We start from the raw sequence: 12,632 nt of genomic DNA on the forward strand, positions 1-12,632 counted from the left end.
ATGGAGGTTATATTATGACGAATAAAGTACCGTTTTCGTTCATAGTTGTTATTGGTTTAATGTTATTTGCACTATTTTTCGGGGCAGGAAATTTAATATTCCCAGCAATGCTTGGTCAATCGGCAGGAGAGAATGTTTGGATTGCTAATGCAGGATTTTTAGTAACAGGTGTAGGTTTACCGTTGCTAGGGGTATTAGCATTTGGAATTTCAGGTAAAGAAGATTTACAATCGTTAGCAAGTCGTGTACATCCAGTGTTCGGCATTGTATTTACGACAGTTTTATATTTAGCGATTGGTCCACTATTCGCTATTCCGAGAACAGGCAGCGTTTCTTATGAAATTGGTATGAAGCCTTTTGTACCAGAAGCTATGGGTTCTTCAGCACTCATTCTTTTTACAATTATATTCTTTAGCATTACTTGTTTTTTTTCGCTAAATCCCGCGAAAATTGTCGATATTGTAGGAAAAATCTTAACGCCAATTAAATTAACGTTTATTGGGATTTTAGTAGTATTTGCTTTTATTCATCCAATGGGAGAAATGCAAGCACCTGCAGAGGCATATACATCACATGCGTTCTTTAAAGGATTCCAAGAAGGTTACTTAACAATGGATACGTTGGCATCATTCGTATTCGGTATTATCATCATCAATGCGATTAAAGAAAAGGGCGCAAAAACAAAAAAAGACATTATGATTGTTTGTGCAAAAGCAACATTGATTGCTGCATCTATTTTAGCAATGATCTATTCAGCACTTTCATTTATGGGAGCTTCAAGTGTTGCAAAACTTGGTCATTTAGATAATGGTGGTGCAGTATTAGCAAAAGTTTCAAACTATTATTTTGGGTCATACGGCGGAATTATATTAGGGATTATGGTTACAGCAGCATGTTTAACGACTAGTGTAGGACTTGTTTCAGCGTGTTCTTCATTCTTCCATAAACTATTCCCGAATGTTTCGTATAAAAAGATAGCAATCATCTTATCAGTGTTCAGTGCAGTTGTTGCGAACGTAGGTTTAACGCAATTAATTGCAATTTCTGTTCCTGTATTAATCGCGATTTATCCATTAGCAATCGTCTTAATTTTCCTAACGCTCCTTCATCCATTGTTTAAAGGACGAGCAGAGGTGTATCAAGGCAGTTTATTAATTACATTTATTGTAAGTGTGTTCGATGGATTGAATGCAGCTGGTATGAAGTTAGCAGTAGTAAATGATTTTCTTACTAAAATACTTCCAATGCATGAAGTTGGGTTAGGGTGGATTTTACCAGCACTTATTGGCGGATTGATCGGGTATGTCATTAGCATTGTGAAAGCAAAAAATCAAGTTCAACCAGCAGCTAGTGTGGATAAGAAAATAGGTTAAATAAAAAAGTTATAGAACTTGTTTCTATAGCTTTTTTTGTTACTATTAATAATGAAAGAAAATAAAGTAGTAGGGGAAATAAAATGAAAAAAACAATTGATCATATCGGCATCGCAGTTCGAGATATAGATAGTACGATACGTTTTTATGAAAAAGTGTTGTCAGGAACTTTAATAGACCGTTACGTAAGTGAAGCGCCTGGTGTTGAAAGTGAAGTAGCCATTCTTGAAGTGGATGGAGATAGAATTGAATTGCTTGCGCCGACAAATAACACCACTTCACCAATTGCCCGATTTATAAAACAAAAAGGTAAAGGTGTTCATCATGTTGCATATCGAGTAGATGATTTAGATGTAGCTTTAGAGGAATTGAAAAAACAAGACATTCGAACGTTAGAGCATACGCTTCGAATGAATAAACACGGCAGAAGATTAATCTATCTTAACCCAGCGGATACAGAGGGAACAATTATAGAGTATTGTGATTATCCGGAAGAGAAGTAGAAGAAAGATATTTTTAAGAAGGTATTACGTAATAACGTAATACCTTTTTATTTATGCATTTCACACTTTCTTCACAAATGATTCACGATAACTTTTCCTCTTCAAGAACTTACATAAATATATTTTATGATATAATAACAATCGACTTTAAAAATGTAAGTTGTATCTATCAAGGTAGTTACTATTGTATTGGAAGTTTAGAGGTGAGAGAGAAATAAATAGTTATACTGTATAGAAGATTATATTTAATCAGGTTAATATTTCGTCAAAGAATCCAACTCGGGAAGTAAAAATAATGAAAATATAGCGATGAGGAAGAAAGAAGTGAAATGAGTGTGAAAGTAATGAAAAGGTTAGGGACATTGTTATTTATTGTATGTGTGCTTATCGTATTGATACCGAAAAGTGCATCTGCTCATGCATACGTTGTGAAATCAAACCCTACTGAAAATGAAACATTGAAGAAAGCACCGTCTGTTGTGAAAATCGAGTTCGATGAGGACATACAAGTTTCAAGTTTTAATACATTGTACGTGAGAGATACATCAGGTAAAAGGGTCGATTTAAAAGATGCTCATATTGATAAAAATAATAAAAAGCTATTAGAAGCCGGATTAAAAGAGAATCTCAAAAACGGTCTCTATTCTATTCAGTGGAAAGTAATTTCAGCTGATGGACATCCAATTCAAGGAGTTATTCCATTCCGTATTGGATTAGCGGAAGCTGGAGCAGATGATATACAAGTAGAAGAGGTGGGATATGTTCCGCAAATTGATATGATCATGGAACGTGGAATTTTATATACAAGTTTCTCATTATTTATAGGAGTGCTATTCTTTAATCTTATTATGTATAAAGGGAATGCAACTTCGGTCCGATCAAGGAGTAAGAACATAATATGGATCTCCTTATTTGGTATATTGATTAGCTTGTTATTTAATCTACCATTGCAAGCGAAAATAAATGCGGATGTTTCATGGCTAGAAGCATTCAATCCTTTACTATTAAAAGAAACGTTACAGCTTTCTGTTTTTAGTTATGTATGGATTACTCAAATGGCTCTAATTAGTTCGCTTATAATCGTTACGTATTTTGCGATGAAGCGTGAGAAGCTTTCGTCGTTTAAAGTGTGGAGTATTCCAATAATATTGTTTATCGGGATACTTGTTATGAAAGCATGTAATAGTCACGCATATGGTTTAAAGTTTAAAGATATTGCTGTTGTTATGGATTTTTTACATTTATTCGCAGCTTCATTATGGATTGGTGGTTTATCGTCCATTATTCTTCTGTTACGTAATGAGGATAACAAGTGGAATATGTATTGGGATATGATTAAGCGTTTTTCACCGTGGGCAACATGTGCTGTCATTGTGATTTTCATAACAGGTCTTTTTAACAGTACATTTTTTATTCCAACAATCCAATCGTTATTTGATACGAAGTATGGATTAGCTTTATTAGTAAAGATAATTTTATTCGTTTTCATGGGGATATTGGGAATTATTCATTATGTGAAAGGGAAAATGAGAGCGGAGCAAGGATTAGGTGCTACGGTGAAGGTAGAGTTTATCATTGGAATTATCATTTTCGTAATCGTAGCTTTTATGACAAACGTACAAACACCACCGATGCCTCCTACTGGACCTTTTACAGAGAGTAAACAATTAGATAATGGATATGAAATGACGCTAAATGTAAGTCCTAATAGAGTAGGACAAAATATATTCCATATTACTTTAAAGGATGAGAACGGACAACCTGTTACTAATATGGAACAAATCATATTAACGACTCAATCGTTAGATATGAATATGGGAAAAGGATCATTTAAAGTTTCGGCAGTTTCACCGGGAGAATATGAAGCAGAAGGTATGTATATTAACATGACAGGTAACTGGAATATACAAGTACATGGATTAACAAAATCACTTGATAGCTTCGATACGGATTATAAATTTATTGTAGGTGGCAGATAGAGTGAAACTTTAAGCAGCCCTCATCAATTGGGCTATCCGGCAAATAGCGGGATAAAGAGTAGGTATAGATAAAAAGGAGCTAATTGAAAATGAAACGTATAAAAAAATTAGGAACAACAATGATAGCAACAGTAATTGCAATGGGAATTTTTTCGTTACCTGTTAGTGCGCACGTCACTGTGAAGCCAGCAACTTCTGACATCGGCTCTTGGGAGACTTACACGATAAAAGTACCAGTTGAAAAGAATGTAGCAACAACAAAAGTTACACTGAAAATACCGTCTGGTGTGGAATTCCAACAGTATGAACCAGTGCCAGGGTGGAAAATGGAAGAGCAAAAAGATAGTGCCGGAAAAGTGAAAACTGTAGTATGGGAAGCAACAGGAGAAGGGATTTTACCTGGCCAATTCCAGCGGTTTACTTTCGTCGCTAAAAATCCGGATAAAGAACAAAAAATAGCTTGGGATGCATATCAACAATATAAAGACGGAGAAATTGTTGAATGGACAGGCGATGAGAAAGCTGAAAAACCGCATTCACTTACTACAATTGCAAAAGGTACGTCATTAACAGGAGAACATGGTGAAGTATCTAATGTAGAAAAGAATGAAGGTACTAGTAATATGCAATTGATAGCAATTGTTTTATCTATTTTGGCGATTGTATCTTCGGTAGGTACGTGTGTTTTTATGGTACGTCGTAAAAAATAAGTAATTAAGTAATATTGAAAGGTCTCATTGAAAATAATGAGACCTTTTTATTAATATTAGGGATTAGTAAAATGAGCATAGCAATATTGTTATAGTCACTATATAACAAAAAGGATTGATTCATGGAAATCAATTGATGGTCATTACGTCTTCTGGCAAGGAATCATGTTCTAGCCAGTTTTCAATTAAAGTATTAAATAGCTTAGGGTTCGCTAAAGAAATTCCATGACCAATTTTAGAAATAATAACACCTGTGCAATGGGGATTACTTTCAAGGATTTTAGTCAACGAGTCTTTCATTATTCTTTTTTCGTTTTCTCCAACAGTTACTAATATATTACTATTAGCATTCTCAAAGTTTTTTGGTATTGTAAACGACATGTTTTCTTCTAGTATCCTTATGACGGTATTTTTACTTATTTGACAACTATCATAATAATAGTGGTCAAAGTATTCTTTATCTATGTACATTGATTTGGCTTGTATTTTCGAAAACGTCCTACTCTTTATAAGAGGGTAGGTTAACGCGATAGATTTTATAAATTTGCTAGCAAAAGGAATGGGTTTGACTAAAGCACTATTTATCATGGCATATTGGATTAAGTTGGGTTTCATGCTAAGCATCGTAATTAACACTTGAGCACCTAATGAAAACCCAATTACTATAACAGTTTTATTTTGTCCTTTTTCTTCAATTAGTTCTATGATTTTTTCAGCACTAAAGTTTATTGAGAAATGCTCTTTACTTCTGTTTTTTCCTTGCGCAGGTAAATCAGGAACAAGGCAGTGAAAGTTAGTAAAATGTTTAATTTGTTTGTCCCACATCCATCCACTGACTCCACCCCCATGAATAAAAACCATAAGTGGAGAGTTTGTATCTCCAAATTCGTTATAATGTAAAACCATATAACTCCCCCTTATAATTGGAATTACAAATTCATCCATCTGTACTAGAGATAATATTTTTACTACTTAATTATCATCATACAATAAAAAAATTCGGTTTGTTAAAATTCTAAGTACCTTTACTCATGAAACGATAAGAAGGAGCCTACAATCAGTAGGCTCCTTCTTATGTCAATTTATTTCACTTCAACCTGCTGCCTTACAGCAAGTGTTTTCGGCTTTATATTTACGAAACAAATACTCACTACAATAAATAATAGTCCGATGAATAAGCTAATAGTAATGGCTTCATGTAAGAAAATTGAACTTACAATAATAGCGATTAGAGGAATGAGAAATGTATAAGCCCCAACTTTACTTGCTTCACCAGCTCCAACGAGTGTGAAGTATGCAAGCCACCCCATTGCAATAACAAAGAATGAAATAAAGAGTAGTACACTAACAAACGGCATACTCCAAGCGATACTAGACCACCTTTCAAACTCTGATCCAAATCCAATTAAGCAAAGTCCGCCAATAATAAGTTGCAGTGTTACCATCCAAATGGAATTAACGCGATGCCCAGTCTTCTTAATAAATACGGTTCCAAGTGCCCAGCCAATAGCGCATCCTATCGCGAGAAGAATCCCGATAATAGAAATATGTCCAGTTAAACTGCTTGAGCTAATAACACCTACGCCAATAAATCCGAGTATAAGCCCGAAAATTTTTAAACCGTACATTGATTCTTCAAGCCATATCCACGAGAAAATACCAAGTAAAACGGGTTGTAGAAATACGATGGCGGAAAATAGACCAGCGGGCATATATTGAAGGCCGACAGTTTGTAATCCGTAAAATATAATGATATTAAGTAAAGAAGAAATAACGTATAAATGCCAAGTTTCTTTTAAGTGTAACTCTTTGTATTTTGGTAATGCGAACAGGAGTAAAATGAATCCTCCAATTAAAGTTCGAACGCCTGCAAATAAAACGGGTGGTGTATAATGCAGGGCAAACTTAGATAAAGGCCAATTGATTCCCCACATGAAAACGAGAAAGGTAAGGATGATGGCCGTCTTAGTTCGAGAAAGCTGTGTCACTGTAAGACCTCCTTGATGTTATTCATTTCACTATGATATGATATCGACTGTAATAAATAAAATGAATCTTTTTTATGAGGAGTATAAGCGATTAGTTATGACCATTACACAACTACAAGTATTAATAAAAACTGTTGAGTTAGGTAGTTTTACGAAGGCTGCTCGGGTGTTAAATATGACGCAGCCAGCAGTAAGTCATGCGATTTCAAGTATTGAGTCAGAGTTAGGAGTTACGATTCTTATACGTGATAAACGACAAGGATTACTCGTTACGGATGTAGGAAACAGAATTCTTGTACATATTAGAGAGATTTTGAACGGTGTAGAGAAGATTGAACAAGAAGTTGCGATGGAGAAAGGACACGAAGTGGGGACGATTCGAATTGGGAGTTTTCCGAGTGCTTCTGCACATTTCTTACCGAAAATGATAAACCATTTTAAGGAGAAGTATCCGAACTTAGAAGTCGTTCTTTGTGAAGGAACGATTAAAGAAGTTGAAGATTGGTTAGTATCGAGGGTTGTTGATATAGGGATTGTTATTTTACCTAATAAAGAGATGGAGATTGTTCCATTAACGAAGGGGAAAATGGTTGTTATTTTAAGAGAGGATCATCCTCTTTGCAAGAAGGATGCTATTACAATTCGTGATTTGGAGAATGAACCGATCATATTATGTAAGGGCGGATACGAACCACCCATTATCGATATGTTTAAACAAGCAAACGTACCACTTCGGGCTGAGTATGTAATTTCGACAGTTACGACAGCTTTAAATATGATTCAAGAAGGATTAGGCATTGCAATATTAGCTGAATTATCTTTAACGAATTTACCACAGAATGTGCAAACGAGAGAATTGGAACCGCAAGTATGGAGAGAAATTGCTTTAGCTGTTCCTTCATTAAGGGATTCTTCAATCGCTGTGCAGCTATTTATTGAAGAATTTCAGGCGCTATTTGCAGAATAAAAAGAGGTGTCTCGTATATTATAATGGGACACTTTTTAATTTACTTATAAAAAATATGTGAAAAGGATTGACTTATTTTTTGGTTGTAACTATAATGATTACATCGAGGTGGTGATTACGATGAAAATTAGTAGCCGCTTTTCCATAGCTGTTCATATTTTATCTATTTTGAAAAACAATCCATCTTCACTTTGTACTTCAGACTATATGGCTGAGAGTGTCAATACAAATCCAGTAGTCATTCGTAAGATGATGTCGTACTTGAAACAAGCTGGCTTTGTTTACGTAAATCGTGGACCGGGTGGCGCAGGTTTACTAAAGGATTTACATGAAATCACATTGTTAGATGTGTATCATGCAGTGAATGTAGTGGAAGAGGATAAATTATTTCACATTCATGAGCAACCGAATCCAGATTGTCCAATTGGGGCGAATATTCAAGCGGTGTTAGAAATTATTTTAATTCAAGCACAATCCGCGATGGAAGAAGTTTTGAGAAATATTACGATGGGGCAGCTGTTTGAAACTTTGCAAGAAAAAATGAATGCTTAAATCATATTTATATTTTTTTAACATTAATGTAACTTATGTGGTTACAACTATAAAGGTAAGGTGTAAAAGTTATGACTGTAAAAATGAAAGTATACTCAGATTTTATATGTCCATTTTGTTTTTTAGCAAAAGGTCCATTAGATGAAGTAGCGAAAGAGAAAGATGTAGAAATTGAATGGATGCCATTTGAATTACGTCCAAGTCCATATTCAAAAATAGATCCATGGAATGAGCCAGAAAAATTAGGTTCATGGGATGCTTTCATTCTTCCGACAGCGAAGAAGTTAGGAATTGATATGCGTTTGCCACGTGTTTCTCCGCATCCATATACACATTTAGCTTTCGAAGGGTGTCAATTTGCGAAAGAACGTGGACTAGGTAATGAGTATCATCACCGCGTATTCACAGCATTTTTCCAAGAAGAGCAAAACATTGAAGATATTGATGTGTTAACAAAATTAGCGGTAGAAGTAGGACTTCCTGAGGCGGAATTTAAAGATGTTTTAGTAAGTCGTAAATATAAGGAAAAGCATCAAGAAGCAATTCAGCACGCATATGATGAAGCGAATATTATGGCTGTTCCAACTGTCATGATTGGAGATGAAGTCATTCAAGGGCTTGCTAGTAAAGAAACGCTACAAAGGGTCATTGATAAAGAAATTGAAAAGGATAAAACAAATTCATTTGAAGGTATGCAATGTAATACCGATGGATATTGCTAATTCGCTTGTTATGAAATAACAAAATAAATTATAAAACAAACATTTGGAGGAATTAAAATGTCAACAACTACAACAAACTTAAAAGAAGCAATCGTGAACCGCCGTTCCATTCGTAAAGTAACAAAAAATGATGCAATTACGAAAGAAAGAATTGAAGAAGTGCTAAAAACAGCTTTACACGCACCAACATCTTTCAATATGCAAAGTGGTCGTATGGTTGTATTAATGGATGGGGAGCATGAAAAGTTTTGGGATATTGTGAAAGAAACATTAAGAGCCCGCGTACCAGCAGAAAACTTTGAAGCGACTGTAGAAAGACTAAAAGGTTTTCATGCAGGTGTAGGAACAGTTCTATTCTTTGAAGATCAAGCAACTGTAGAAAAAATGCAAGAAAACGCACCATTATATAAAGAGCAGTTCCCATTCTGGTCTCATCAAGGAAATGCGATGTTACAACATACTGTGTGGATGTTATTATCTGCTGAAGGAATTGGGGCGTCATTACAACATTACAACCCAATCGTAGATGCTGAAGTGAAAGAAACTTGGAATATTCCAGCAGAGTGGAGCTTAGTAGGTCAAATGCCATTTGGTGAACCAAACGAACAACCAGCAGAAAGAACGTTCTTGCCTACTGAAGATGTAGTGAAATTTTATTAAGAAATACAATATGTAACGAGAAGGAAGCTGTGCTTAAAAACAGCTTCCTTTTTTGTAGTGGTGTTAATTTATGCGCATTTAGGGAAGAAATATAAGAAATAATCCGGTGAGAAGGGAGCTAGAAAAATGAATGATGAGAAAAAATATACAGTGGTAGGTACTGATGTCGAGGAAGTAAAGCGTTTAAATAAAAATTCAGGGTTAACGTATAATCAAGTGAAAGAAATGTTAGCGAAGCAAATGCAAAAAAAGAAGTAATTAGATTGAAATCTTTCATTTTTTCATTTGGCATTTCGATTGGAGAGAGTTAAGTAAAAAGTAACTCTCTTTTTCGTATAACGAAGCACCTTATAGAGTGGAGGAAGCAACATGAAGAAATGGGTAAAGGGAACGCTGTCTATCGCTGGAGGCGTTGTCTTATTAGCGTGTGCCGGCGGATATTACATGTATAAAAATTATTTTCCAAAGGAACCTGAGCGTATTGTATATGATAAAGAAAGAGTGCTACAACCGATACATAATCAGCTTAAAGGAATTAATATAGAAAATGTAAAGATGAAAGAAAAAGAAGTCGTAAATGCGACTGTAGATGAGCTTCAAAAAATGATTGATGATGGAAAGTTGTCATATGAAGAATTAACGAGTATTTATCTCTTTAGAATACAAGAACATGATCAAAATGGAATAACATTAAATGCTGTTACAGAGATAAATCCTAATGCGATGGAAGAAGCAAGAAAGTTAGATCAAGAGCGAGGTAGAAACAAAAAGTCGAATTTATATGGTATTCCTGTCGTTGTAAAAGATAATGTACAGACGGAAAAAGTGATGCCGACTAGTGCAGGAACATATGTGTTAAAAGATTGGGTTGCAGATGAGGATGCGACGATTGTGAAAAAGTTGAAAGAAGAAGGTGCTTTTGTTTTAGGAAAAGCGAATATGTCTGAGTGGGCAAATTATTTATCCTTTACAATGCCTAGCGGATATAGCGGGAAAAAAGGACAAAATTTGAATCCGTATGGTCCGATTACGTTTGATACATCAGGATCAAGCTCTGGATCTGCTACAGTAGTTGCGGCAGATTTTGCACCGCTTGCAATCGGGACAGAAACGACTGGATCAATTGTAGCACCAGCGACGCAGCAATCAGTAGTTGGATTACGTCCATCACTAGGTATGGTGAGTAGATCAGGCATTATTCCGTTAGCTGAAACGCTTGATACAGCAGGGCCGATGGCAAGAACGGTAAAGGATGCGGCAACGTTATTTAACATAATGGTAAGTTATGATGAAAAAGATGCTATGACAGAAAAAATGAAAGATAAAGAAAGAATGGATTATACGAAGGACTTATCAATAGACGGTTTGAAAGGGAAAAAAGTAGGAGTACTATTTTCAATAGATCGACAAGATGACAATAGAAAAGAAGTAGCACAAAAGATAAGAAAAGACCTTCAAGATGCAGGTGCAATAGTGACTGATGATATTCAGTTAAACGCTGAGGGTGTAGATAATCTACAAATATTAGAATATGAATTCAAACATAATGTTAACGATTTTCTTTCAAAGCAAAAAAATGTACCGGTAAAATCGTTAGAAGAGATTATAGCGTTTAATAAAAAGGATAGTAATAGACGAATAAAATATGGACAAACATTAATTGAGGGATCTGAAAAATCTGCTACAACGAAAGATGAGTTTGAAAAAGTAGTGCAAACGAGTCAAAAAAATGCAAGAAAAGAGCTAGATAGATATTTAGTAGAAAAAGGTTTGGATGCTCTAGTTATGATTAATAACGATGAAGTTCTTCTATCCGCTGTAGCTGGTTATCCGGAATTAGCGGTTCCTGCTGGATATGATAAAAATGGAGAACCAATCGGTGTAGTGTTTGTAGGGAAACAGTTTGGTGAAAAAGAGCTTTTCAATATTGGATATGCGTATGAGCAGCAGTCTAAAAATAGAAAACCACCTAAATTGTAAAAGGTTAAACGAAAAAAAGAGCTCAACTGAAGTAATTAGGTGGGCTAATATAAATAGAATCTAACAATATAAAAAGAAAAAAAGGATTCTTTCTAATTAGTAAGAAAGATTGTCTATAGAAGTTCATAAAATGTAATATATTCAATTTCCATCCATTGAAGGGGGAGGTTAAATCTTAATGAATGAAGTGAAAAATTTTTTTCGAAGTAGAGGGTTTCAACGGTTTCTCGTTTTAATAATAGTAGCGCTTGTATTATATGGATTAAAAAGTATGATCAACTTAATATTAATTACGTTTATACTGACATTTTTAATGGATCGATTTCAACGTTTTATTTCAAAAAAATTGAAAGTGAACCGGAAAATTGTTATCGCCTGTTTGTATATCATATTAGTTTCCTTTATTGGCACGACATTGTATAAATATTTACCTGTGTTAACGATACAAATTTCGCAATTGATTTATCAATTTAAATTGTTCTTTCAAAACCCGCCTGATAATGAAATCATTAAATATGCACTTTCGACAATTAACGGAATGGAAGTATCAAAGTATATAGAACAAGGTGTAGATGTCATCTATCAATCGATAGCAAATATAGGGAAGGTAAGTTTACAAATATTATTGTCTCTCATATTAAGCTTATTTTTCTTATTAGAGAAGGAGCGTATTATTACCTTTACTTCTAAATTTAAAGAGAGTAAGCTAAAGATTTTTTATGAGGAAATCGCATATTTTGGCGAAAGGTTTGCAAGATCGTTCGGTAAAGTAATTGAAGCACAGTTTTTAATTGCGGTTGTAAATTGTATTCTTACTGTTATTGCATTAATTGTTTTAGGATTTCCGCAGCTTCTCGTATTAGCTGTTATGATTTTTCTACTAGGGTTGATTCCAGTTGCAGGTGTGATTATTTCTTTATTTCCACTTAGTATCATTGCTTATAACGTAGGCGGAGTTATGTACGTTGTATACATACTTATTTTCATTACAGTCATCCATGCTCTTGAAAGTTATTTTTTAAACCCGAAGTTTATGTCTGCGAAAACGAATTTACCAATCTTTTATACATTTATAATTCTCATCTTTTCAGAACATTTCCTTGGAATATGGGGGCTTATTATCGGGATACCAATCTTTATCTTTTTCTTAGATGTACTTGATGTAAATAATGAGGAATCGATTAAAAAATAGAAAATA

At 34.5% G+C, this 12,632-nt stretch carries 13 protein-coding genes; 11 read left to right on the top strand and 2 right to left on the bottom strand.

Going from position 1 to position 12,632, the window contains the following annotated elements; translation table 11 throughout:
* Positions 1–14: 14 nt before the first annotated feature.
* The 4 genes from brnQ (at position 15) to ACTFR9_RS02120 (ending at position 4,565) form a co-directional block, all read left to right on the top strand.
* A complete protein-coding gene (brnQ, locus tag ACTFR9_RS02105; protein WP_000182722.1) occupies positions 15–1,373 on the top strand; it encodes a branched-chain amino acid transport system II carrier protein in 1,359 nt (452 codons plus the stop codon).
* Between the two features lie 83 nt (positions 1,374–1,456).
* Positions 1,457–1,876 (top strand): VOC family protein, encoded by a 420-nt coding sequence (locus ACTFR9_RS02110; RefSeq protein ID WP_000750841.1) that lies wholly within the window; start codon positions 1,457–1,459, stop codon positions 1,874–1,876.
* A gap of 329 nt (positions 1,877–2,205) precedes the next feature.
* A complete protein-coding gene (locus ACTFR9_RS02115; RefSeq protein ID WP_000114300.1) occupies positions 2,206–3,855 on the top strand; it encodes a copper resistance CopC/CopD family protein in 1,650 nt (549 codons plus the stop codon).
* An 89-nt stretch (positions 3,856–3,944) separates the two neighbouring features.
* The gene (locus ACTFR9_RS02120; RefSeq protein ID WP_000821410.1) at positions 3,945–4,565 is read left to right on the top strand and encodes a YcnI family copper-binding membrane protein; all 621 of its coding nucleotides are present in this window, start codon (positions 3,945–3,947) and stop codon (positions 4,563–4,565) included.
* Between the two features lie 129 nt (positions 4,566–4,694).
* Here ACTFR9_RS02120 and ACTFR9_RS02125 read toward each other — a convergent pair whose 3' ends face one another.
* Both ACTFR9_RS02125 and ACTFR9_RS02130 read right to left on the bottom strand, forming a co-directional pair.
* Positions 4,695–5,471: an alpha/beta fold hydrolase gene (locus ACTFR9_RS02125; protein WP_229136404.1), complete on the bottom strand. Its 777-nt coding sequence runs from the start codon at positions 5,469–5,471 to the stop codon at positions 4,695–4,697.
* Positions 5,472–5,647: 176 nt separating this feature from the next.
* Entirely contained in the window at positions 5,648–6,553 is a 906-nt protein-coding gene (locus ACTFR9_RS02130; protein ID WP_000192795.1) for a DMT family transporter, read from the bottom strand.
* Positions 6,554–6,650: 97 nt separating this feature from the next.
* Here ACTFR9_RS02130 and ACTFR9_RS02135 point away from each other — a divergent pair, with 97 nt between their 5' ends.
* The 7 genes from ACTFR9_RS02135 to ACTFR9_RS02165 all read left to right on the top strand — a co-directional run bounded on the left by ACTFR9_RS02135 (position 6,651) and on the right by ACTFR9_RS02165 (position 12,626).
* On the top strand, positions 6,651–7,520 hold the full coding sequence (locus ACTFR9_RS02135; RefSeq protein ID WP_000156779.1) for a LysR family transcriptional regulator: 870 nt from the start codon (positions 6,651–6,653) through the stop codon (positions 7,518–7,520).
* A 120-nt stretch (positions 7,521–7,640) separates the two neighbouring features.
* Positions 7,641–8,072 carry an Rrf2 family transcriptional regulator gene (locus ACTFR9_RS02140; RefSeq protein WP_000704088.1) on the top strand — a complete coding sequence of 144 codons (432 nt, stop codon included), beginning with the start codon at positions 7,641–7,643 and terminating at the stop codon, positions 8,070–8,072.
* A gap of 71 nt (positions 8,073–8,143) precedes the next feature.
* A complete protein-coding gene (locus tag ACTFR9_RS02145; RefSeq protein WP_000216680.1) occupies positions 8,144–8,794 on the top strand; it encodes a DsbA family oxidoreductase in 651 nt (216 codons plus the stop codon).
* 57 nt (positions 8,795–8,851) lie between these two features.
* Entirely contained in the window at positions 8,852–9,454 is a 603-nt protein-coding gene (locus ACTFR9_RS02150) for a nitroreductase family protein (protein WP_000108570.1), read from the top strand.
* Positions 9,455–9,580: 126 nt separating this feature from the next.
* Positions 9,581–9,712: a hypothetical protein gene (locus tag ACTFR9_RS02155; protein WP_000997344.1), complete on the top strand. Its 132-nt coding sequence runs from the start codon at positions 9,581–9,583 to the stop codon at positions 9,710–9,712.
* A 111-nt stretch (positions 9,713–9,823) separates the two neighbouring features.
* Positions 9,824–11,434 (top strand): amidase family protein, encoded by a 1,611-nt coding sequence (locus ACTFR9_RS02160; RefSeq protein WP_000759428.1) that lies wholly within the window; start codon positions 9,824–9,826, stop codon positions 11,432–11,434.
* Between the two features lie 178 nt (positions 11,435–11,612).
* Entirely contained in the window at positions 11,613–12,626 is a 1,014-nt protein-coding gene (locus tag ACTFR9_RS02165; protein ID WP_001006585.1) for an AI-2E family transporter, read from the top strand.
* The last annotated feature ends 6 nt before the right edge of the window (positions 12,627–12,632 follow it).

The organism is Bacillus cereus group sp. MYBK222-1, assembly GCF_051916425.1.
Taxonomy (GTDB): domain Bacteria; phylum Bacillota; class Bacilli; order Bacillales; family Bacillaceae_G; genus Bacillus_A; species Bacillus_A paranthracis.

Coding starts and splice junctions, on each gene's coding strand:
- brnQ (WP_000182722.1), top strand. CDS start 15: ATGACGAATAAAGTACCGTTTTCGTTCATAGTTGTTATTGGTTTAATG.
- ACTFR9_RS02110 (WP_000750841.1), top strand. CDS start 1,457: ATGAAAAAAACAATTGATCATATCGGCATCGCAGTTCGAGATATAGAT.
- ACTFR9_RS02115 (WP_000114300.1), top strand. CDS start 2,206: ATGAGTGTGAAAGTAATGAAAAGGTTAGGGACATTGTTATTTATTGTA.
- ACTFR9_RS02120 (WP_000821410.1), top strand. CDS start 3,945: ATGAAACGTATAAAAAAATTAGGAACAACAATGATAGCAACAGTAATT.
- ACTFR9_RS02125 (WP_229136404.1), bottom strand. CDS start 5,471: ATGGTTTTACATTATAACGAATTTGGAGATACAAACTCTCCACTTATG.
- ACTFR9_RS02135 (WP_000156779.1), top strand. CDS start 6,651: ATGACCATTACACAACTACAAGTATTAATAAAAACTGTTGAGTTAGGT.
- ACTFR9_RS02140 (WP_000704088.1), top strand. CDS start 7,641: ATGAAAATTAGTAGCCGCTTTTCCATAGCTGTTCATATTTTATCTATT.
- ACTFR9_RS02145 (WP_000216680.1), top strand. CDS start 8,144: ATGACTGTAAAAATGAAAGTATACTCAGATTTTATATGTCCATTTTGT.
- ACTFR9_RS02150 (WP_000108570.1), top strand. CDS start 8,852: ATGTCAACAACTACAACAAACTTAAAAGAAGCAATCGTGAACCGCCGT.
- ACTFR9_RS02155 (WP_000997344.1), top strand. CDS start 9,581: ATGAATGATGAGAAAAAATATACAGTGGTAGGTACTGATGTCGAGGAA.
- ACTFR9_RS02160 (WP_000759428.1), top strand. CDS start 9,824: ATGAAGAAATGGGTAAAGGGAACGCTGTCTATCGCTGGAGGCGTTGTC.
- ACTFR9_RS02165 (WP_001006585.1), top strand. CDS start 11,613: ATGAATGAAGTGAAAAATTTTTTTCGAAGTAGAGGGTTTCAACGGTTT.